Below are 21,396 nucleotides of genomic sequence, written 5' to 3' on the forward strand. Positions count from 1 at the left end.
ATTACACCAGGTCCCTGACGGGCTTAGGGCGTCCGGATTCGAGCGTCTGGGCGGGCACCTTCCTTGCTCGCGGGTGCAAGGTGTTCTCGGTGAAGAACCTTGGGGCCGTTACCCGTTGGATGAGCATCAGCACCGCACCTAGCACGAGAATGCCGAAGCCGAGGAAGAAGACCAGGCCAATGCCGCAGATTGACGAACCGCTGCCATTCGCGGGGTCCATCGATTCGCGTACCGAGATCACGAAAATGCCGATGAGCATCACACCGCCGAGTAGCGGGCAGAGGAACCGGAACACCACGTTGCGGAGGCTGACGAAGAGCGAGCGCCGGAACTCCCAGATGCAGGCAAACGCCGTGATGCCGTAGTACCAACAGATCATGATGCCGAGCGCGGCGATGGTGTCGGTAAGAGTGTGCTCGGACAACACCGTCACCACGGTGTAGAACACCGCCGTCACCGTGCTGGACATGATGGTGGAAAAGCGGGGTACCAGGTATCGGGGGCTGATCTCCGCGAACTTCCGGGGGACGGCGCCGTAGACGCCCATCGCGAGCATCACCCGGGCAAGGGGCAGGAAGGTGGTCTGCAAGCCCGCAACCGAAGAGGCCAGCACCGCCAGGGAAAGGAACGGACCGAAGAAAGCCCCCAACACCGGGTTGGCAAGGGTGCCAAAGATGTTCTCTTCGTTCGCCGGGTTGCCCAGGCCAAGACCCGTCGTGCCCACTCCGGCGTACATGGTCAGTGCCACCGCAACCAACAAGTACGTCAGCAGGATCGAGATCACGGACAGCAGGCCCGCACGCCCGGGCACCCGGTCCGGGTCCTTGCTCTCCTCACCAAGGGTCAGGCAGGTATCCCACCCCCAGAACGCGAACACCGAACCGGTCACACCGACCACGAAGGCGCCGATGCTCAACCCGGTGAATGGATTGAGCCAATCGATATCGAAGGAGAGGTGGCCAGGCGCCGCACCGGTCCCGACCTTCCACAGAGCGGCCCCCGCGAAGCCGAACAGCATCAGCATCTGAAAGCCCACGAGCGCGTACTGGACGCGCTCACCGGTGGTGATACCCCGGCACGCAATGTATGTCGCTACCAACATGATTGCCAACGTCGTGGCGACGTTCACGAGTTTGTTCGAGGGCAGGTCCGCGATCGTAGGCTGGTGTGAGATCTGCGCGATGAACAAGTAGAAGAACTGCACCGCCACCGCCGCCAAATTCGACAGCACGATGATGCAGGCGACCACCTGTCCCCAGCCGGTCATCCACCCGACGTAGGGCCCGAACGCGCGGCTGGACCACGTGAACGATGCCCCGGCATCGGGGTTCTTCGAGTTGAGTTCGCGGTAGGCGTATGCGGTGAGGAACATCGGCACAAAACCGGCGATCAGGATGGCCGGCATCTTCAATCCCACCGCGGCCACGAGCAGCCCAACGCTCGCCGTCAGGGTGTAGCCGGGGGCGACAGACGATATCCCCAGCACCGCACCCGAGAATGTGCCGATCTGCCCGCCTGCCAGGCCTTTGCCGCCGACACGCGAGGCGTCGCTACTCTGGCTCACAGGGTGCGGATGAGCTTCTTGTTGACGAATTCCTCCATGCCGAACCGGCCCAGCTCGCGGCCGAAGCCGGAGCGCTTGATGCCGCCGAAGGGCAGCTCGGCACCGTCGGCACCCACTCCGTTCACGAACACCATTCCGGCCTCGATACGGTTCGCCACCCGCTGCGCCTGTTCGGGGTCCGTGGTGAAGACATAGGAGCCGAGACCAAAAGGGGTGTCGTTGGCGATGGCGACGGCCTCATCCTCGTTGCTCGCGCGGTATATCGACGCGACCGGGCCGAACAGCTCCTGGTGGTAGGCCGGGTTATCGGCGGTGAGGCCGGTGATGACCGCCGGCGGATGGAAGGCGCCGCGGCGCTCGCCGGCAGCGGTGACGGTGGCCCCGCCGGCCTTGGCGGCAGCGACTTGCGACTCCAAAGTCGCTGCGGCGCGCGCCGAGCTGAGCGGAGCGATCCCGTCGGCAGCGGCGAGCAGTGTGGCGGTGAACTTCTCCACGAACGCGTCGTACAGTCCGTCCACGACGATGAATCGTTTGGCGGCGTTGCAGGCCTGCCCGGTGTTGTCCAACCTGGCCGCGGCTGCGGCCGCGACGGTGGCGTCCAGGTCGTCGGATGAGAGCACCAAGAATGGATCCGAGCCGCCCAGTTCCAGTACGCACTTCTTCAGGTTCCGGCCGGCGATCTCGGCGACCGCGGCACCGGCACGCTCAGAGCCCGTGAAGGAAACCCCGGCGACACGGGGGTCTGCGATCAGGTTGGCGACCTGCTCGTTGGTGGCGCGAATGTTCAGGTACGTGCCGGACGGTAAGCCTGCCTCGGCGAACAACAGCGCCAGTGCCTCTGCGGACTCCGGACACTGGGGGGCATGCTTGAGCAGAATGGTGTTGCCCACCAATAGGTTCGGAGCGGCGAACCGGGCCACCTGGTAGTAGGGGAAGTTCCACGGCATGATGCCCAGCAGCACCCCGATCGGGAGACGCTTGATCACCGCTGTGCCCTGGCCCGCGAGGAGCTCGATGCTCTCGTCGGCAATGAACTTCTCCGCGTTGTCGGCGTAGTACTCGTAGATCGCGGCGCAGAAGTCGATCTCGCCCAGTGCCTCGTCGCGGGGCTTGCCCATCTCCCGCACGATGATGTCGGCGAGCATTTCCCGTTTCTCGGTGTGCAGCTCGGCCACGCGGCGCATCCGGGCAGCCCGGTCGGCGACGGTGGTGTGCGCGGACCAGGTGCGACTACTTGCGGCCGCGGCAGTCAGGGCCGCGTCCAGCTCGGCGTCGGTCGCGGTGGGGTAGATGGCTGCGACCTCGCCGGTGGCGGGATCGGTCACGGCGTATTCAGTCATGGGATTCTCCTTGCCGGGATGGGATTTTCGGGTATTTCTCGAGCCTTGCACACACTCGCGCGCTTTGGGTCTAGCTGTTCGAGGGAGCGAGCAGCGCAGCATCGATCCGGCCCGCGGTATCGGTGCCGATCCGCACGCCACCGTCGACGTGCATGTAGCCGACGCCCTGGATGTCGGAGCTTGCGAAGAAGATGGGGCCGACCGGCCGGTTCTGTAGGTGCCCCCAGCGGCTGAGGCCACCGAGGCTCCAGCTGGCCCCGTATGCGCCGCGGGTGAATTCCTCTGTGCCCCAATCGGAGAGGTAGACGGCGAGCGGCCGTTCGGCCTCTTTCCCGAAGTATGCGGCGAACGACTCCAGAATGACGGCCTGGCGCTCGTCGTCGGGCAGTGCCCAGGTCTCTTCGGCCTTCGCACCTGCCACGAAGCCGACCAGGGTGCCGTGCGGGTGATCGGCGACGGTGTTGTCGTAGACCTCGCAGATGCGTTCATGGGAAGCGAAACCGGTGCCGGAGAGCCCGTTTTCGCGCCAGAAGGGCGTCTCGTAGACGGCTTGGGCCTTGATCACCAGCCCCATGGACTGGTGCTGGTGGCTGACCTGCTGGATGCGAGGTAGCGGCGGCTGGTAGTTGATGGTGTTGTAGAGGTTCGGCGGTATTGCCAGCACCGCGAACCGCGCCCGCACGGTCATCCGGTCGCTGACCGCAGTGACGGCGGACGGCATCCCTTCACCGGAGTCGGACCAGCTCACCTGCCGAACCGGGGCCGACAGGTGCACCACGTCGGGGCCGAGTTCGTCGGCGATCTGCTCGGATACCGATTGCATGCCGCCGACCACGCGCTCGTCGAGCAGGATGCCCTCGTCGATGAGGTGCTCGAATTTCCCCGCGGAGGAGACCATCAGCATGGCCTGCAACACAGAGAATGAGTGGGACTGCTTCGTGAACATGCCGGCCGCGATGTAGTGCCCGACGATTCGACGGGCCTCTTCATCGTCGCTGTTCGATGCCAGCCAGGTTGCAAATGAGATGCTGTCGAGCTCGGCGGCGTGCGGATGCTCCCACGGGGCCGCGGGGTCGATCTCGGCTGCCAGCGCGTCCAGCGTGTGGACCAGCTGATTCACCTGCTGCAGGGTCGCGTCGGGGACGGGGAAATCGCCTGTGAACTCACGTCGTTCACCGTCTTGGCCGATGTAGACCGAGTTGCCCCTGCGGTACCGGGAGAACGTCGATTTGCCGAGCTCCGCGAGCAGGTCTTTGAGCGCATCCTGGTCTGACGAGATCCACTGGCCGCCGATCTCGAAGAACTCGCCGTCGATGGTCCGCGACCACGTACGCCCGCCAACCCGGTCCCGTGCTTCGAGGACTGCCGCGGTGTGTCCGGCCTGAACGAGCCGGCGGGCGGCCATCAGGCCGGAGATTCCGGCACCAATGACCACCACGTCGCGCTCGATGGCCGGTCCGCTGCGGGCGGTGGTGGGTACGACAAATTCGGTCACGGAACGTCCTCTCGAATTGACGCCGGAACGGGCAGGACTACACCGTGGTGTACGTAATCCCCGATGGTGGCGTGAGTCACAATGCTAGGAACTTTGCCGCACCGATCGACTAGCCGAAGAGAAAGATTTTTATTTTCTGAAGCTGTTACCTCGGTAAATTGGCTGTCGCCAGCGGGCAGATAGTTAATTTTGTGTATAGGCATGGGCCACTGACGAACGGATGAATCACGATGCAGAGGGACCGCGACACCGCGAGCCGCGGGCGGGGCCGGCCTTCTGTCGGGGTGCTCAGCCGTGACCGGATTGTCGACGCGGCACTCGCCGAGCTGCGCGCCTCCGGGTTGCGCAAACTGACTATGCGGGCTGTCGCGGCCCGGCTGGAAGTGACTATCGCCGCGCTGTACAACCACGTCCCGTCACGGGCCGGATTGCTTGCGGCAGTGCAAGAGCGATTTACCGCAGGTCTGGATGTCTCCGGCTTCGGTACGGTCCCGCTGCGTGAGGCGTTGTCTCGGTGGGCGTGGAGTTACCTCGATCAGCTGCGCCGGCGGCCGGAACTGTTGCCGCTGATCGTGGAGGTTCCACTGGCGCAGGCGCCGCTCACATCCGTGATGTACCAACGGGTTACCGCGGGCTTCGCCGCCGCGGGCTGGCCGGAGGAGAGCATCATCGCCTCGATGAGCATCCTCGAGACCTTCATCTTCGGGGCCGCGGTGGACTCCCCAGGCCCGAGCGACGTGTACGCGCCGTATGACCCGGCCAACGCGCCGCAGATGGGCCGAGTCTATGAGGCATTCGCCAGTTCCGTGCGTGAGCGACAAACGCGCGCGCACGACCTCATCTTCACCATGGGGCTGGACGCGGCCCTCATTGGACTGCACCATATTTGGGGGACCGGACGCGGCTGGGCCGGGATGCGGTTGCCGGCGCAGCGCCAGTGAGCGCTTGGCACTGCGGGTTACGAACCAGATTTGTTCCGCATCACGTCCGTGGCTCATTGCTTGGCGGGATCTGACGGCGGCGGATCTGACTTGCGAATTGCCGACCTATGAACGTATTCACGCGACCCGCGCAGGCGTCTTGACGCACGCCACACGGGTATGACTAGTTCTGTGCCCGCTCAGACCGGTGTACCACGATTGGTGCCTGGTTTCTGGATCAACAGATCGTCGTATTCGTGCTTTCGACACGCTTCGACGAACGAGATCGCGGCGGACGTGTTGGCCAAGAACAGCTTGTACTGTTCGGTGTCAATTGCGTAGTGCTCTTCGTAGTCAACAAATCCGTTGCTCACCGGTATGGACACGTAGTACCACCCCGAATCGGTCTCTGTGCCAATCGAGTACCGATCCTCATTAGAGAAGCAGACATCCTCAAATCTCATCGATGCCGAATCTACAGCGTGCCAGATCCTCAGCTTTGGTGATTGACTCTGAGACCTCGCCGACGGGCTCATAGAGCGAGGCCAGCAGGATCCGTGCTTGTGTCACTGACGCATCCTCAACCACCGGCGCGTCCTCGCATCTGGTTGCCCGCCGTGCGCAGCAATCTGTCAGGTATGCGCTCAGCGACGCAGAGCCGCTGGTCTCTGCTGCGCTTTGCCTGAGGCTAGGATTCACAGCGCTTCATCGATGTAGCGGCCGCACTGCTGGGCCAGTTCCTCACGCGTAAGCGATAACTGACCATCAAGCCACACCCGTATCAGGCCAGTCACGCCTGCAACTAGGCCCTCAGCTTGTACGGCCAAGAGCCTGGTGTCGTGGTGGCTCGTGTTCTCTTCCAGTATCTGACGCAGCATGAAGGCCACATCACCGGTCAGCTGTCCACGCAGCGACGCTAACCGCGAGCCACCGATCGCCGGATCGAGCAAAAAACGCGCCTTACAAGGGTCTACAGTCAGTGCATCTACTACGCCGATGACGATGGCCTTGACGTGGGAATACGGTTCGCCTGACGATATTTCGATCGCGACAACAGCCGCCTTGCTGCATTCTTCGACAATCCAATCGAAGATCTCTACGAGAAAGCTCTCTACCCCTTCGAAACACTGGTAGAAGTATCGGGCGCTGCACCCTGCGGTAGCGGTGATCGAGGCAACCGTTGCCCTACCGCCCGAACTGGCCATCGCCTCGAGCCCAACTTCCAGGAAACGCTGTCGACGCTTAGAGCGCCACTGTTCAGCCGACAGTCCCCGGTACGGGCGAGTGAAGTAGCCAGCCACCAGCGGTCCTCCAAAATCATCCCTGAGAAGAACCACGAATCAGCTCAATTCGTGCGCACACGCGCGTTGCTGAATGAGATTGAAAGCGACAGGCCCCAACCAATGCGATGGCCATAAGTCACTAAAACAGACGACCTAAGCCCCTACCTCAAGAAAGACCAGCAAGCAGCCGGCAACATAGATCGCGCTCAGCTCCAGCTCCCTAGCCGAATCAGCTCTCGCGCAAGGCCCTTGGCGATCGTCAGCACTCACCGAACGAGCACCGGTAGGCGATCAACGGTCCTCAGTCCTGGCCTTGTGGTCATTGCATGGCTGGCACGCAGCACGCAGGTTCTTCGGATCGAACGCGAGATTTAAGCAGCCCGCGAGGCGCACTTCTTTCTGTGAGTAAGGAACTGGGCCTACGAGTCCATGATGTCTCGCTGGAAATCGCTGGTGTGCATATGTTTACGCAGAAAACTGATCTGCACGAGGCATTGAATCTGGCGAATCGCGCGGTGCTGCTCGGACCTCAGGCCGAAATCAGCTTCCGGCGGACCGTCATGCGTGGCGGAATTCCCAACCCCGCGCGAATCTTCTTCGCTCAGAATCCTGTCCAGGAGGCTATTGCTGATACCGCCAGATGGCGCCAAGGCCGACCACGACGACGAAATGGCCGCTCTCGGCGCCCTGGCCGCTACGCCGAAGTACCGCGGCGACAACGTGATCCCGCTGCACGGCTAATCAGAGCGCTCACATCGGCCTTAATTCGCGAATTTTTACTGCCTTCGAACGGACGAGAAAGCCGGAGCCTGCCAGCTCACCGGAAGTCATGGCGGTCACGTCGATTGGGAGTGCGCCGGACTGGCGATCGGCGTGGTCTAGAAATCGGCGAAGCCCTTCTCGGTCTTGGTAAATAACAAGAATGTCGAGGTCTGCAGGATCTTCTCGCGTCAACGCAGAGCCGAACACGTACACCTCAACCCCTTGGTGCTGATCGAGGATCGAAATAATCCGTGAAAGAGGTTCCAGAATCATCGGTACAGTGCGGCCAGAGTCTCGCGCCACTTCAACATCTGTATCCCCGCGTCGGCCGCGACTTCAATCGCTTCGGCGGTGGGATCACTATTAGGGTTCGTCGCCGCAAACAGGTCGAAATCACCGTAGCGGTCGATCGCGTCGCGGACAGTTTCGGCGGTGGGTTGGTACATCGATCCGACGAAGACGACACGGTCAGGCAGGCCCTGGCGGACAACGGCGATCCGATGATCGTCAAGTAGGGTCAGCGAAGTAACTCGCCCGTGTTGACGCAGGCCGCGCATGACGAACGTGAGTTCGCGCTCTTGGTAGTCACCCAAACGGTCGAAGTCGCGGAGCGCGCGAATCGCATCACCAAGGCCGCCCCATCCGACATTTTTGAGCTCCAACAGTTCGAGCGCGTCACCCATGAAACGTCCCGTTTTCGGCTTGTTGAGCACGAAGTCGACACTCTGAACCCCCTCGACAAGTGGGAGCACATCGGCGGCCGTGACATCGCGCACTGAGAGCACTCCGACAGACGCCGTCGGACGCGAATCCCGAACAATGCTCAATCGGTTGCCGTCCACCTCGATCGAGGTGACGAAGTCGCGCTTGTTCAACTGTTCGGAGATCCATTGTGCTGAACTATTCAAAGAGGTTGTCCATTTCCGTCGGGTAGCGGCGGCTCACGAGCCCTCGTCGGTTGTGCACATGTCGTGCTTCTAGATCGCCGACATGCGAGCGGTATCGCTCGATTGTCCGAATCTCATTTTCCAACAGCAGATCTCGGTTGCCGTCGGCGACTCGCAGGATTCGTCGGTGGTTTGGGATCACCGTCTCAATGACTGATCGCCGCCAAACGGCGGCTTCTTCGGCCTCTGGGTTTATCGAATAATCGTTGTCGGGCCCAAAGTCCTCATGGATTACGCGGTTCTGCACCAACAATCCTTGTATCGATGTCCGCGCTTCCTCACGAGTGGCGAATGACGCTATACCGAGTGCTTGCTCCGTCTTCTCGATACGGGAGCGCTTCCACTCAAGCAGTAGATCCACGGGGTAGGCCGCCGCCGACTTATCTACGAGCGTATGGCAATTGGCGCAGAGCAGCAGCAGGTTATTCCAAGCCCCGCGTTCCTCAGCTGAGGCGGCGCTTTCACCCCGTGGGCCGGTCTCGCTCGCCGCGATGATGTGAGCTGCCTCCGCGAAATGCACGTCTTGACCGTCTGGATCCTCAACGACCAGTCGAGTAAGACAATCAGGGTTACCGCAGAAGCCCGCTGAATCCGCCCACAGTCGCCGCCGAGTGGGATCAGAGGGCTCCGCTGCACCGCGTGAGCAAGCCATACCGACATTTTCCATCACGCGGAGGCGCAGGAAGTAGAGGTTGGCGCGGACGAAACGCCTGGGGATATCGTTGTCGGCCCAACGGACGGGTCGTGACGTCACAAGTTCGGGGTACGGGCGGGGTATTGGCCCCGTCGTCGGGACGTTGTCGGGCCAATATGCCCTGGTCAAACTGGAGCCGATGACGGGAATCGAACCCGCGTATTCAGCTTGGGAAGCTGATGTTCTGCCATTGAACTACATCGGCGGAGGCCGGTCCGTCCAGTAGCGCTAGTAGGACCCCTCGGCGTGTGAGCTTACATGTGGGACCGCGTCCCGGTCCGCGCCGTCACCGGTTTGGTACCGGCGATACGGGCTGAGATCAGGATGGGCGCTTGACCAGGGCGCCGGTGATGAGCCGGGACAGCATGATTTCCAGATCCGAATCGAAGTTCAAAGAGATGTCCGACAGTTCGGGTTCGGCCTCGCTGGCGGCGATCGCGCTGGCCGACGGCTGGGCGTACATCCACAGCGCGGCGCTGGTCACCACGGTGGAAAGGGACACGCTTTGGGCGTCCTCGCCGAGCTCAGGAATGTAGCCCCGAATGGCGTCGGTGTACTGGGCAATGGTGTCGTGGGTGGAGCGCCGGAAACGCAACAGCGTCTCCGGCGAGACGTTGTACTCCAACACCCCTGGCTGAGCGGTCATCAGATCGCACAGCACGGCGTGCTCCCGCAGCGACCGACTGAGCAGGGCGGCCAACTGATCGGCACGTTCCTGAGCTGAGCCCGAGCGCGTGTCGTGAGAGAGCTCCGCCACAATTTCGGCCACCCAGCACCGTAGTGACGCGTCGAGAAGTTCCAGCAGCACGGCCTCGCGAGACTCGAAGTAGCGCACCATCGCCGACTTTGCCAGGCCGGTGCGGCGGCTGAGTTCATTGAGGCTGATCTGGCTGACCGGCATGTCGCTGAGCATGGACGACGCGGTCTCCAGGATGGCTTGCCGGCGGATCTCGCGCTGCTCCTCACTGCGTGCGCGCCGGAAGGTCATGGCCCGATTTTAGTGCTCGGCAAGCCGTCACATAGTGAACCGCCGGTCTATTACCGTGGTACGGTCTCTGCCGTAATAGACCGGCGGTACGCAACACGGTGTCGTCGGTCGCCTCATCGGAAAGCACCTGCGCCCCTGGGCGGGCAGAAGCAGAAGGGATGCGCGCGGTGTACCGACTGTTGAAGCGGTTCTGGATTCCGTTGCTCCTGGTGGTCGTCGTCGGGATCGGTGGATACGCGATTGCGCAGATTCGCAGTTCCGCGACCCCTCGTCCACCGAAGCCGGGTGAGGGCTCGGGCATCACCGCGAACTTCAACCCCAAGCACATCACCTACGAGGTCGTCGGTTCGGGCGGCACCGCGAACCTGAACTACCTGGATGAGAACGGTCAACCCCATCTCATCGAGAATGCCCCGCTCCCTTGGTCGTTCACGATTGTGACGACGCTGCCGTCGATGTCGGCCAACATCGTCGCCCAGGGCGACCGTAACGTCACCGCTCTGGGGTGTCGCGTCACCGTGGACGGGCAAGTGCGTGACAACCGTTCCAGCGCAGACAAAGTCAAACCGTTCATCTACTGCTTGGTGAAATCCGTATGAGCAACTTGCACGCACAGCCGCACAGGCCATTCCTGGGTCACCTGATCCGGATTCTCTCGTTGCCCATCATCCTGTTCTGGGTGGCTCTAGCGGTCGTCCTAGGCGCGATGATGCCTTCGCTTGATGAGGTAGCGGCCTCTCGTTCGGTGCCGCTGAGTCCGCAGAATTCGCAGTCCTACCAAGGCATGCTGAACATCGGCAAGGTGTTTCAGCAGTACGATTCGGACTCGTCGGCCATGGTCGTCCTGGAAGGCGACGACAAGCTGGGCGATACCGCGCACAAGTACTACGACGACATCGTCGCCAAACTCAAGGCCGATCACGAGCACGTGCAGAACGTCCAGGACTTCTGGAGCGATCCGCTGACCGCGGCAGGTTCACAGAGTGTGGACGGCAAAGCCGCCTATGTGCAGATTTTCCTCAACGGATCGCAGGGCACAAGTGCCAGTCATGAGTCGGTGGCCGCGGTGCGCCAGATGGTGGACTCCGTGCCTGCGCCGCCGGGCATCAAGGCACATGTCGCAGGCACCACCGTGCTCAATGCCGACACTCAGGTCGCCGGTCACCAAAGCATGGCGACCATGGAATTGGTGTCGGTGGGCGTGATCATCGTGATGATCCTGTTCATCTATCGCTCCATCGTCACGATGCTCATATCGATGGTCATTATTGGCCTGGAATTATTTGCCGCACAGGGTGTTACGGCCACTGCTGGTTATCTGAACATCATCGGCCTGACCCCGTATGCGGTGAGCATGGTGACGATGCTGGCGCTGGCCGCCGGCACGGATTATGTGATCTTCCTGTTCGGCCGCTATCACGAGGAAAGATCGAAGGGCCTGAGCCGGGAAGACGCGTATTACGTGGCCTATCACGGTGTCTCGCACGTCATTTTGGGCTCCGGCCTGACCATCGTCGGCGCGTGCATGTGCCTGACGATGACGACGCTGCCCTACTTCCAGAGCATGGCCTTGCCGTGTGCGATCTCGGTTCTGGTGATCGTGGCCGCAGCACTGACGCTGGCGCCCGCCATCCTGACCGTGGCGTCGAAGTTCGGGCTGCTGGAACCCAAAGGCAAGCTCTCCACCACCGGTTGGCGCAAGGTCGGTACCTCGGTGGTGCGCTGGCCCATTCCCATCATCGTGATGACCAGTTTGATTGCGATCATCGGTTTCGTCAGCTTGCTGACCTATGTGCCGCAGTACAACGACCAGAAGTTCACGCCCGCCGATATGCCGGCCAACCTGGCGATGGGGGTCGCGGACAGGCACTTCTCCCAAGCCCGCATGAACCCGGAACTGTTGATGCTGGAGGCCGACCACGACCTGCGCACCCCCGCCGATATGCTGGTCATCGACAGGGTGGCCAAGGGCATCGTCCACATGCGCGGTATCGAACGGGTGCAGACGATTACCCGTCCGCTGGGAGCGCCGATTGAACACAGCTCCATCCCGTTCCTCATGGGCGCGCAGAACGCGGGCACGCTGCAGACGGCGAAGTTCAACAACGACAACTCGGCACAGATGCTGGAGCAGGCCGACGAATTGAGCAAAACCGTGGCCAGCATGGAACGGATGTACTCGATCATGCAGGACCTCACCGCGACCACGCACAGCATGGTCGGCCGGACCCACGATTTGGTGAAGGTCACCGAGGACATGCGCGACAACCTGTCCAACTTCGACGATTTCTACCGGCCGCTGCGCAACTATCTGTACTGGGAGCCGCATTGCTACGACATCCCGATCTGCCAGTCGCTGCGGTCGATCTTCGACACCTTGGACGGCATCGACAATCTCACCGAGCAGATGCAGGGCCTCACCACCGACATGGATCGCATGGATCAGCTGATGCCCCAGATGCTTCCGGTGCTCAGGACAACCATCGATTCGATGGGCCGGATGCGCGACTTCATGGTCGCCACCCACAGCGTCATGGCCGGTACCCAGGCGCAGCAACAGGAACTTGCGAAGGGCGCCACCGAGATTGGCCTGTACTTCGACCAAGCCAAGAACGATGACTTCTTCTATCTACCGCCCGACGTATTCGCCAACCCGGACTTCAAACGTGGACTCAAGATGTTCGTATCGCCCGACGGCAAGGCAGTCCGATTCATCATCACCCACCAGGGCGACCCGGCATCCGTCGAAGGCATCGAGCACGTCCGGGACCTCAAAGGCGTTGTCGCCGATGCGGTCAAGGGCACCCCGCTAGCCAATGCGAAGGTTTCCATCGCCGGCACCGCATCGATGTACGCCGATATGCAGGACGGCGTGACCGTCGACCTGGCCATCGCGATCATCGCGTCGATGATCCTGATCTTCGCGATCATGGTGCTGATCACCCGCAGCGTGGTGGCCGCCCTGGTGATCGTCGGCACCGTGGCCGCGTCCCTGGGCACCGCGTGTGGTCTGTCGGTGCTGTTGTGGCAGGACATCCTGGGGCTGGGCGTGCAGTGGATCGTGATCCCGCTGTCGATGGTGATCCTGCTGGCGGTGGGGTCGGACTACAACCTGCTGGTGGTCTCGCGGCTCAAGGAGGAAATCCACGCGGGGCTGAACACCGGCATGATCCGCGGCATGGGAGCCACGGGCCGCGTCGTCACCGCAGCCGGTTTGGTCTTCGCGTTCACCATGATGTCGATGATCGTGAGCGATCTGCGGGTGGTCGGTCAGCTCGGCATGACCATCGGTATCGGCCTGATCGTCGACACCCTGATCGTGCGGGCATTCATGACACCCGCGATCGCCGCGGCACTGGGCCGCTGGTTCTGGTGGCCCATCAACACCTTTGCGCTCGTTCGGCGTGACCGTGCCGCGCACCCGTCCGAACCGGCGACGGCGCCACTTCCGGTGGTGGATGCGGGACCGCAACCGCCGTCCGCTCCCACTGCCTCCTGAAAAGTCTTGGGCTGCAGAGAGGAAATTCTCAGCGTCGCCTCAGCGGGCCCAGGCACTGTAACAGTGCGCATCAACTGCGGCGTGTGCCCTGATGCATGTTGAGGAAGAAGGAACAGTAATGAACGATCGGTCCGGGCATCCGCCGTACACAGAAGATTTCCCGACGACACCGCACGGCTACCGGCTGGTGCATGGTCCGTCCGCGGCGACCCGGACGCGCTACGCCTACGGCGAAACGTTCCCGGACCGCGCCGCATTGGCGCCCAATCCGGTGCCCCGGAAACGCCTACGTGTCGCCGGGCTGGCTTTCGGTGGCGTTGCGGTGGCTGTTGTCGCCAGCGCCACCACCGCGTTCGCCGTGGTGAACCAGTCCGCGCACCCGGCCGCCGGGCAGGCGTCGAGCGTCGCTCCTATCGGAAAGCCCTCCCCGGCAACGGGTTCAACTCTGGGAAAACCAGCCGCCGTCGCGCCGGCCGGCTCGGTGGAAGAGGTCTCGGCCAAGGTGCTGCCCAGCGTGGTGCAACTGCAGATCCAAAGTGGCCGCCAGCAGGAGTCGGGGTCCGGCATCGTCCTGAGCGCCGACGGTTTGATCCTGACCAACAACCACGTGGTGGCCTCCGCCGCTCGCAGCGCCCAACCTTCGCCTCCCGTAACCGCACCCGACGGCCCGTATGGCGGTCAGTTTGGCAACCTGCCGTTCGGCGTCCTGCCCGGAGAACAGCAGCCCGGCGGCTACCGGGACGGGCGCGACGGCCGGGACTCGGACGACTCCGACGGTCGCGGCGTCAGGCCTTCTGCCCGGGGCGGTGACGGAGTCAAGGCAACCGTGACCCTGGCCGACGGCCGCACGGTGCCATTCACCGTTGTCGGCGCCGACCCCGACGATGACATCGCGGTGGTTCGCGCCCAGGGCGTCTCGGACCTCACCCCGATCAGCATCGGCTCGTCGAAAGACCTGAAAGTCGGACAGAACGTCGTCGCGATCGGCTCGCCGCTGGGCCTGCAGGGCACCGTGACCACCGGCATCGTCAGCGCGCTGAATCGACCGGTTGCCACCGGCGATGAGCAGAGTGGCCAGCATTCGGTGATGAGCGCCATCCAAACCGACGCGGCCATCAACCCCGGCAACTCCGGAGGCGCACTGGTGGATATGAACGGCAACCTCATCGGCGTGAACTCGGCGATCGCCTCGCTATCCGGCGGCCAGGACTCCCAGGGCGGCGGCGGACAGGCCGGATCGATCGGCCTGGGCTTCGCGATTCCGGTGGATCAGGCCAAGCGCATTGCGGACGAACTGGTTTCGACCGGAACCGTGCGGCATGCGTCGCTGGGCGTTCAACTCGCCTCCAGCAAGGACGCGCCCGGTGCGGTGGTCGCAGGAGTCGTCAGTGGCAGCGCGGCAGCGACTGCGGGGCTGCCCAAGGGCGCCGTCATCACGAAGGTGGACAACCAGGTCATCGACGGCCCCGACGCGCTGGTGGCCGCGGTGCACGCCAAGGCCCCCGGGGACACCATGGCGCTCACCTACGAGGACCCGTCGGGCACCTCGCGGACCGTCCAGGTGACCCTGGGCCAGTCGGCAACGTAAGGCGCACAGGATTCGCTGATGTCGACGGCGACAGCTCGCGAATCATCGTGACGCAATTCATCACGTCCTTCAGTGTTTCTCACCAAGATCAAGGTTGGACGGCGATCAATGCGATGAACCTTCGGCTCGCGCCTGTCTCGGGTGGAATACAGAAAGTTTTGAAGCACATGGGAATTACTGACGACGCAAAGAACGCCGCCGAAGATCTCAAGGGCCGTGCCAAAGAAGCAGTCGGAGCTGCGGCCGGTGACGAGGACCTGAAGGCCGAGGGCCAGCTCGATCAGGGATCGCGTCGGTCAAGCAGAAGCTGACTGATGCAGCGGACAAGCTCAAGGAAGGCATGGACGCGGTCAAGGACAAATTGACCGGGCACTCCTGACACCCCGGGGTGCGGGACCTCGAGGTGTCACCGCATGGAGACAAGTTGATCGACGGGGTCCTCGGGTAATTCACCGTCGACCACAGCGTTGACAGTCGATTCGTTCAGCACGATCTGTCCGCCGTGGTTGTCGAGGAATGCGGTGTCTGCGGCATCGCGCCCGGTCGTAATACGGACCATGGTTTGTCGTGGTGCCAGGCACGTGGCATCCACCACTCGCCAGTGGCCGTCGACGATCGCTTCGGCAACTGCGTGGAAATCCATAGGGTCACACCCCGGCGCGTAGACCGCGACAAGGCGGGCCGGCACCTTCACGGCCCGTAGTAGTGCCACCACCAGGTGCGCATAGTCACGGCAGACGCCCGCGCCGGCCAACAGGGTATCGACGGCACCGTCGATGGGGTCACTGGAACCCGGCGAGTACCGCAAACGTGTGCCGACCCACGATGAGACGTTCTCGAGCAGCGCCTGAGGTTCGGTGTGCTCCCCGAACTCGGTTGCCGCGAAACCATAGAACTTGTCGGCCTCCGCGTAGCGGCTGGGTCGCAGATAGGTGGACATGTCGGCGGCCTCAACAGGCACCTCATCGGCTTGCCCGAGAATCGTTGCCGCATAAGAGACCTTGAGATTGCCCTCGCCGACCTCAAGCCGGTGGATGCGGTTGCCGTGTTCGCCGGCGACCTCCAGTGCCTCGAGTGGCTCCCCGTTCAACACCCATGACAGGCTTTCCGTCACCTGGGCACCCGACACTGGCGCCACAGCGATCTGAAACTCCAACGTCGACGCTGCGATGATGTCCACATCGAGCTGGGCCCGAACCTCGCGTTTCATACAGTTGCCTTCCACAAGTCAATACGACGGGTATGTAATCGATGAAGTCGTTGCGGCAGCAGTCGCTGATGCCACATCTAACATCGTGAGCCGCCGGCTCGCTTGTCGTGTCGAGCTGCGAATGCGGTGGTTAGGGCGACCGTACAGGCTAAAGCGGCGATTGGCACCGGTGGCGCGTACGCGGGCTACTGTGGCCGATCGACCACACACCGAAATCCGATATGGGTGGTCGCGCTGTCTTGTGACTGCGGTGAACGCGCGGCCGGCCGATAACGGTGGCAGTATTCGGGTGCGCACAGATGCGAGCCGCCCTTGAGCGTATGGATCACCGACGGATCGGGATTATCCGAAGGGCTGCAGCACGACTTCGGAGTTTCTGCGCTCGATCTGAATCGTGTGGATGTCCATTCCCACACATTGCCGATCATGTCCTGAAGGCCAAACCCGTTGGGCGGAAAGGTGCCGACCGGGGACGTGCCGTGCCATCCGAGAGCGCCATCGTTGAGGTAGGGAAATCTGCCTTGCCAGGTGTTGGCCATCAGTTGTCCGTCGGGCGCCACCTCGTCGCCCCAGGTGTAGACGGTGTCGGTGCCGCCGCGGGCGGCGTACTCCCATTCGGCCTCGGTGGGCAGCCGTCTGCCCGCCCAACGGGCGTAGGCCGCGGCATCGGTGTACGCGACCTGCACCACCGGATGGTCGGCGGAGCCGTCGATGGAGCTTTCCGGCCCGAAGGGCCGCCGCCAGTACGCGCCCGGAACCCAGTCCCACCACTGCTGCCAGTCGTGGAGGTTCACCGGCCCGGTCGTCGCTCGGAACGTCATGGCGCCGGGCACCAGATCCTCCGGCGCGGCTCCGGGGTACAGGGCCGGGTCGGGGGCTCGTTCGGCAACGGTCACATAGCCGGTCTGTGCGACAAATTCCGCGAACTGCGCATTGGTGACCGGGTGCCGTTCGATAGCGAAGGCCCCCACCGAAAGGACACGCTCCGGCATCTCCTCGGGATAGAAAATATTGCAGCCCATGGGAAATGACCCACCTGGCAACTCCACCAGTTCGGTCAACGCCACTGCCGCTGTCTCCGTCTTTCGTAGCGTCCGGTTATGCGGCGAGTATTCCACCGTGCCCGTCGACCCGTCAGTCGGCCACCCGATACACGCGGCGTGCGTTCTCGCGCAGGACGCGCTGCTCGTCGAAGCGGGTACCGAGAACCTCGCGAAGAATCCAAATGCTGTCCGCCAGCGATACGTTGGGTTTGTCGATGGGGAAATTCGACGACCAGAAGGTTCGATCCGGGCCGAATGCCTGATCCAGGTGAGTGATGAGTGGTGCGACGCCGTCGCGTAGTTGCTCCCGTGGCATGGGCCCGGCGCCCAGGATCGGCATGCCGAGACCGGAGTGTTTTGCGACGACGTTGGGAAGCTCCGCCAACGCCGAAATATCGTCGTGCCACTGCTGCAGGATCTCGCGGCGTTCGGATTCGGTGCTGCCCGTGTGCTTTCCGCGTGGGCCGAGCACCCCGACGGGCGTCGCGTAGTGGTCGAGAACGAAGGTGGTGCCGGGATACTCGCGGGCCAACGTCAATGCGTCCGGAAGCTGGTGCGCATAGACCCAGATCTCGAAGCTGAGATCGCGTTCGGCGACGGCGGAGAAACCACGCAGAAACGCAGGCTGGGCGAGCCAATGCGCTTGCGGGGCCCAGTTCATCACGCCGGGGTCATCGCTATGCGCGCCCATGCACCTGATGCCCCGCACGAGCGGACTCGCGCGCAGGTGGGCGTCGAGCACGTTCGCGATCTCCGGCGTGGAGGGATCGGCGTAGGCCACGATGGCGCCGAGGGCGGGGGCCCCGCCCTGGCCAAACGGCAGGGAACTGAGCCATTGTGTCTCCCCGACCGGGCCCATTGGCCCCTTGCCGTGCCAGCCGGCCTCGACGTGAACGATCGTCGTCACGTGTCCCGGGCCCCCGTCGGCGAGATAGTCGGCGGGCAGATACGGGCTCAGCAGATACTGCGGATCGCCGATGAACTCGCGGGTCGCGCTGGGGAGAACGCGCGGGAGCACCGGGCGCAGGAACGGTGCTCGTCGCGCGGCCTTGGCCGGGCCGGATGCCTTACGTGGTGTGGTGAATGGATTCCACTGGTGGATATGGGCATCGATTACCGACACTGACTCGCTCACAGTGCCATCTTGTTGAGTCTGCGCGTCGGGCGTCTGTGGTTTGGTGAAAGTTGGATGTGTGGAACTAATGCTGATTGTCGATCGCCCGCACCCGCAGCAGCGCGGCGTCATGCGCCGCGAGGCCGATCCGGTACGTCAGCTTCTGTACGGACCGTTGCCCGGAGAACACGTCGAGGACGTCGAACTGCCGTGTCTTAGGCAGCCCGAGCGCGCTGAACGCCGCACGGAAAGGCTGTGCGACATCGTCCCGGTTGACGATCACGATCGCCGTCGATCCGTCGGCCAATGGTCGGGTCCAAATGGTTCCGTCACTGCCCGCCAAGGGGGTTGCGGGCGCGCGCAGCGAATCCTGGTCAATCGCAAGCAGATCCCGATTGATCAGAAGCGCGCGAATCACCTCGGGCATGTGGGCCAGGTCGTTGCCCGCGATCATGGGCGACCCCCACTCCGCCCATAGGGCAAGTTGCGATCGCGACTCGGCCTCATCCAGTGGGGGCAGATTGACGCCGGCCAGCTGCGGCGCACCGGCAACGAGCATGTCGTAATCGCAGAAGAAACCCGTCCGCGCGGTGCAACGGAACTCTGGCCGCGCGGCATTGGTCAACGCGTCGACAACGCCGAGGCTGGTGTCGTAGGCGTCGATCGCATCCCACGCCGGCACCAGATCCTGACTTACCCGGGTCATGCTGGCGACACCGTTGAATCTGTCGTACTGGTCGGGCGGAACCACCGTGCCGCTATTCGGGTTGATGCTGTAGACGATGGGCCGTCCGGTGGCGCGCAACGCATCTCGCATGGTGGTGAAACTGTCGACCAGCTCATCGACGTCGGCCGGTGGTCCGCACCAGTCGTATTTGAGGTAGTCCACACCCCAGCGTGCGAAGGTCTGCGCATCCTGCGTCTCATGCCCGCGACTGCCGGTGTGGCCGGGATAGGAGCCGCCGTTCTGCGCGCAGGTGGCCTCACCGGGGCTGGCATAGATGCCGAACAACAAACCGCGAGCGTGCACGAAGTCGGCCACCGCCTTCATGCCACTCGGGAAACGGGCGGGGTTCGCGCGTAGCTCGCCCGACGCATCACGCTGCGGGTCGAACCAGCAATCGTCGATGACCACATACCGATACCCCGCATCGCGCATCCCAGACGACACCATGGCGTCCGCGGTCTGCTCGATGCGCCGCTCATCGATATTGCAGCCGAACGCATTCCACGAATTCCAGCCCAGCGGGGGAGTCGAGGCCAACCCGGCGATGGCCGGACCGGATTCCCCGTGCCGGCGGAACGTGTGCACGGACAGCACCGTCGCCGCGATGCCAATCACCGCGAGCACGATCAGGATCAGCGCACGGCGGCCACGACTCACGGTTCATACGCTATGAGCAGTCGGCCGTTGGTGCACGATCCCCAGCTGATTCACAGCAGATCACCGGTTGTAGGGGTCCTCCTGGACCCAGTTGAAGCCGCGCTCCACCAGCGGGAAGGAGGCGGGGTTCATCCTGGTGACGCGCAGGTGGATCTGGTGTCCCGCATAGTCGTCGCCGTCGACGATCATCTGATCGGGTTGCCCGGGCCACCAATACGTGAGCCTGATCCGTATCGGGGTCTCTTTGTATGTGCCCAGCTCGATCCGATGGCTCAGATCGATGAAGTGTTTCCGTGGGTCGATGGTGCCCCCGTACACCTCGAACGAATCGTCCATGCGCTGCACCGTCACCATCACCGGTGCGGAGACGTGGAACGGCCTATCGAATATGACTCTGCGCCAACGGATTTTGTCGGTCAACAACGGGTCTCGCGAATAGCCCTCGGCGGAGAAGGTCTCCACCTGCCAGATGCCGTACAGATTGGGGGTCGGCCTGGTGAACTGCTGCCAGCCCTGCGCGCTGAACGCGACGAGCAACGCCACACCCACACCCACCTGCGCGACGAGCGCGATCCGGTTGGCTCGTGGGCGCGTGAACAGCTGGGTCGTGTTGGCCGCGGGCACCGTACGATCGGTGAAGAACGCCGTCAACAACCGTCGTGCGTAGGGCGCCAGCAGGAACAGGCTCAGCAGCAACAACTGGGAAGAGACAGTCTTGAGACGGATGTCGTACGTCATGTTGAGCAGGAAGACCTGCGTCAGGTCCACGACACACACCAGCGCCCCGGCCGCCGCGGTGCGTGGCAGCAGCAGGAGCAGGCCCCCGAAGACTTCGGCCACACCGAGCAGGATCTGATACGCCGGCGACACCCCTACCTGCGCCCACAGCACGCCCGCGGGACTGAAATTCCCGAACGGCTCGACCAGCCGGTTCAGCACGAAGGGCATCTGCGTCGGGATCACCTTCGCCATCCCGAAATAGAACATGGCCGCGGCGAGCACCAGCCGCAGAATCAACCACACCCAGGCCTGGAGACGGTCGTAGCTTCGGCGACCCCGGTCCAACACCGTCCAGATGGCCGTCCCGGCGGCGGCCAGGACGGCGATGCACAACAGCGCCGTCCACTGGAATGCGCTGTCACTGCCCACCTGGGTGCTCTGGACGCTCAGGCCCAGCAGATGTTCGCCAATCCATGCGATGGGAGTGCGGACCGCGTGGAACATTCCCTGGATAACCGACCATGGCCCGTCGATGCCGACGCCCTTCAGGAGGACGGGGATAAGACCGACCACCACGACGAGCCCGAACGTGCCGAAATAGCAGGTCCCATACCGAAAAGCCACACGTGTCGCGGTGTCCCAACCCGGCCTTGTGCTGTCATCGCCGACCGGGTCTTCCAGGTCGGCGCCCCCCACGCTGCTCATCACCCCATAGTCCGGGCGGATCGGGGTTTGCTCAAGTATTTGGGCAGAAGTGGTGTCGGCCACGGCCTCAGCAGACGCCCAGAGAATCCCTGTAGCCTGCCTAACGATCTATAAGCCGCCCTGACATACCGAGGTGTTTT

Annotated in this window: 18 protein-coding genes, 1 tRNA gene and 1 pseudogene; 5 read left to right on the top strand and 15 right to left on the bottom strand. The window is 63.2% G+C overall.

The window, feature by feature from the left end; translation table 11 throughout:
• Position 1: 1 nt before the first annotated feature.
• From B4393_RS09690 to B4393_RS09700, 3 genes are all read right to left on the bottom strand, one after another.
• Positions 2-1,564 (bottom strand): APC family permease, encoded by a 1,563-nt coding sequence (locus B4393_RS09690; protein ID WP_078333919.1) that lies wholly within the window; start codon positions 1,562-1,564, stop codon positions 2-4.
• Positions 1,561-2,904, bottom strand: a complete 1,344-nt coding sequence (locus B4393_RS09695; RefSeq protein ID WP_078333920.1) for an NAD-dependent succinate-semialdehyde dehydrogenase — start codon at positions 2,902-2,904, stop codon at positions 1,561-1,563. The genes B4393_RS09690 and B4393_RS09695 overlap by 4 nt, the downstream gene beginning before the upstream one ends.
• Before the next feature lie 70 nt (positions 2,905-2,974).
• Positions 2,975-4,399 (bottom strand): flavin monoamine oxidase family protein, encoded by a 1,425-nt coding sequence (locus tag B4393_RS09700; protein WP_078333921.1) that lies wholly within the window; start codon positions 4,397-4,399, stop codon positions 2,975-2,977.
• A 230-nt stretch (positions 4,400-4,629) separates the two neighbouring features.
• Here B4393_RS09700 and B4393_RS09705 point away from each other — a divergent pair, with 230 nt between their 5' ends.
• Positions 4,630-5,340, top strand: coding sequence for a TetR/AcrR family transcriptional regulator (locus B4393_RS09705; RefSeq protein WP_078333922.1), 711 nt, complete (start codon positions 4,630-4,632; stop codon positions 5,338-5,340).
• Positions 5,341-5,519: 179 nt separating this feature from the next.
• Here the strand turns inward: B4393_RS09705 and B4393_RS09710 are convergent, their stop codons facing one another.
• The 7 genes from B4393_RS09710 to B4393_RS09740 form a co-directional block, all read right to left on the bottom strand.
• Positions 5,520-5,783: a hypothetical protein gene (locus tag B4393_RS09710; RefSeq protein WP_078333923.1), complete on the bottom strand. Its 264-nt coding sequence runs from the start codon at positions 5,781-5,783 to the stop codon at positions 5,520-5,522.
• Between the two features lie 231 nt (positions 5,784-6,014).
• Positions 6,015-6,656, bottom strand: a complete 642-nt coding sequence (locus B4393_RS09715) for a TetR/AcrR family transcriptional regulator (protein ID WP_078333924.1) — start codon at positions 6,654-6,656, stop codon at positions 6,015-6,017.
• Between the two features lie 696 nt (positions 6,657-7,352).
• Entirely contained in the window at positions 7,353-7,637 is a 285-nt protein-coding gene (locus B4393_RS09720; RefSeq protein WP_078333925.1) for a nucleotidyltransferase domain-containing protein, read from the bottom strand.
• The gene (locus B4393_RS09725) at positions 7,634-8,272 is read right to left on the bottom strand and encodes a hypothetical protein (RefSeq protein WP_133052525.1); all 639 of its coding nucleotides are present in this window, start codon (positions 8,270-8,272) and stop codon (positions 7,634-7,636) included. The genes B4393_RS09720 and B4393_RS09725 overlap by 4 nt, the downstream gene beginning before the upstream one ends.
• Entirely contained in the window at positions 8,265-8,978 is a 714-nt protein-coding gene (locus B4393_RS09730; RefSeq protein ID WP_330359274.1) for an HNH endonuclease, read from the bottom strand. Before B4393_RS09730 ends, B4393_RS09725 begins: the two co-directional genes overlap by 8 nt.
• 158 nt (positions 8,979-9,136) lie before the next feature.
• A tRNA-Gly gene (locus B4393_RS09735) sits at positions 9,137-9,210 on the bottom strand.
• A 114-nt stretch (positions 9,211-9,324) separates the two neighbouring features.
• Positions 9,325-9,993, bottom strand: coding sequence for a TetR family transcriptional regulator (locus B4393_RS09740; protein WP_078333928.1), 669 nt, complete (start codon positions 9,991-9,993; stop codon positions 9,325-9,327).
• A 167-nt stretch (positions 9,994-10,160) separates the two neighbouring features.
• On the opposite strand from B4393_RS09740, the gene B4393_RS09745 reads away from it, so the two are divergent.
• From B4393_RS09745 to B4393_RS09760, 4 genes and pseudogenes are all read left to right on the top strand, one after another.
• Positions 10,161-10,592, top strand: a complete 432-nt coding sequence (locus B4393_RS09745; protein ID WP_078334014.1) for an MmpS family transport accessory protein — start codon at positions 10,161-10,163, stop codon at positions 10,590-10,592.
• Positions 10,589-13,492, top strand: coding sequence for an MMPL/RND family transporter (locus tag B4393_RS09750; protein WP_078333929.1), 2,904 nt, complete (start codon positions 10,589-10,591; stop codon positions 13,490-13,492). Before B4393_RS09745 ends, B4393_RS09750 begins: the two co-directional genes overlap by 4 nt.
• A 118-nt stretch (positions 13,493-13,610) precedes the next feature.
• Positions 13,611-15,080 (top strand): S1C family serine protease, encoded by a 1,470-nt coding sequence (locus B4393_RS09755; protein ID WP_109558261.1) that lies wholly within the window; start codon positions 13,611-13,613, stop codon positions 15,078-15,080.
• A gap of 167 nt (positions 15,081-15,247) precedes the next feature.
• Positions 15,248-15,459 (top strand): annotated as a pseudogene (locus tag B4393_RS09760) (CsbD family protein).
• 27 nt (positions 15,460-15,486) lie between these two features.
• Here the strand turns inward: B4393_RS09760 and B4393_RS09765 are convergent.
• The 5 genes from B4393_RS09765 to B4393_RS09785 all read right to left on the bottom strand — a co-directional run bounded on the left by B4393_RS09765 (position 15,487) and on the right by B4393_RS09785 (position 21,319).
• A complete protein-coding gene (locus B4393_RS09765) occupies positions 15,487-16,290 on the bottom strand; it encodes a transglutaminase-like domain-containing protein (protein WP_078333930.1) in 804 nt (267 codons plus the stop codon).
• Positions 16,291-16,475: 185 nt separating this feature from the next.
• Positions 16,476-17,408 (bottom strand): formylglycine-generating enzyme family protein, encoded by a 933-nt coding sequence (locus B4393_RS09770; protein ID WP_078333931.1) that lies wholly within the window; start codon positions 17,406-17,408, stop codon positions 16,476-16,478.
• Positions 17,409-17,424: 16 nt separating this feature from the next.
• A complete protein-coding gene (locus B4393_RS09775) occupies positions 17,425-18,468 on the bottom strand; it encodes an amidohydrolase family protein (RefSeq protein WP_236743141.1) in 1,044 nt (347 codons plus the stop codon).
• Positions 18,469-18,532: 64 nt separating this feature from the next.
• Positions 18,533-19,831, bottom strand: a complete 1,299-nt coding sequence (locus tag B4393_RS09780) for a glycoside hydrolase family 27 protein (protein WP_078333933.1) — start codon at positions 19,829-19,831, stop codon at positions 18,533-18,535.
• 60 nt (positions 19,832-19,891) lie between these two features.
• Positions 19,892-21,319 (bottom strand): DoxX family protein, encoded by a 1,428-nt coding sequence (locus tag B4393_RS09785; protein ID WP_078333934.1) that lies wholly within the window; start codon positions 21,317-21,319, stop codon positions 19,892-19,894.
• Positions 21,320-21,396 lie beyond the last annotated feature (77 nt).

The organism is Mycobacteroides franklinii, from assembly GCF_002013895.1.
GTDB lineage: Bacteria > Actinomycetota > Actinomycetes > Mycobacteriales > Mycobacteriaceae > Mycobacterium > Mycobacterium franklinii.

Excerpts from the sequence above, each read along its gene's own strand:
- B4393_RS09695 (WP_078333920.1), bottom strand. The coding sequence starts at position 2,904 with ATGACTGAATACGCCGTGACCGATCCCGCCACCGGCGAGGTCGCAGCC.
- B4393_RS09705 (WP_078333922.1), top strand. The coding sequence starts at position 4,630 with ATGCAGAGGGACCGCGACACCGCGAGCCGCGGGCGGGGCCGGCCTTCT.
- B4393_RS09710 (WP_078333923.1), bottom strand. The coding sequence starts at position 5,783 with ATGAGATTTGAGGATGTCTGCTTCTCTAATGAGGATCGGTACTCGATT.
- B4393_RS09720 (WP_078333925.1), bottom strand. The coding sequence starts at position 7,637 with ATGATTCTGGAACCTCTTTCACGGATTATTTCGATCCTCGATCAGCAC.
- B4393_RS09730 (WP_330359274.1), bottom strand. The coding sequence starts at position 8,978 with ATGGAAAATGTCGGTATGGCTTGCTCACGCGGTGCAGCGGAGCCCTCT.
- B4393_RS09740 (WP_078333928.1), bottom strand. The coding sequence starts at position 9,993 with ATGACCTTCCGGCGCGCACGCAGTGAGGAGCAGCGCGAGATCCGCCGG.
- B4393_RS09750 (WP_078333929.1), top strand. The coding sequence starts at position 10,589 with ATGAGCAACTTGCACGCACAGCCGCACAGGCCATTCCTGGGTCACCTG.
- B4393_RS09755 (WP_109558261.1), top strand. The coding sequence starts at position 13,611 with ATGAACGATCGGTCCGGGCATCCGCCGTACACAGAAGATTTCCCGACG.
- B4393_RS09765 (WP_078333930.1), bottom strand. The coding sequence starts at position 16,290 with ATGAAACGCGAGGTTCGGGCCCAGCTCGATGTGGACATCATCGCAGCG.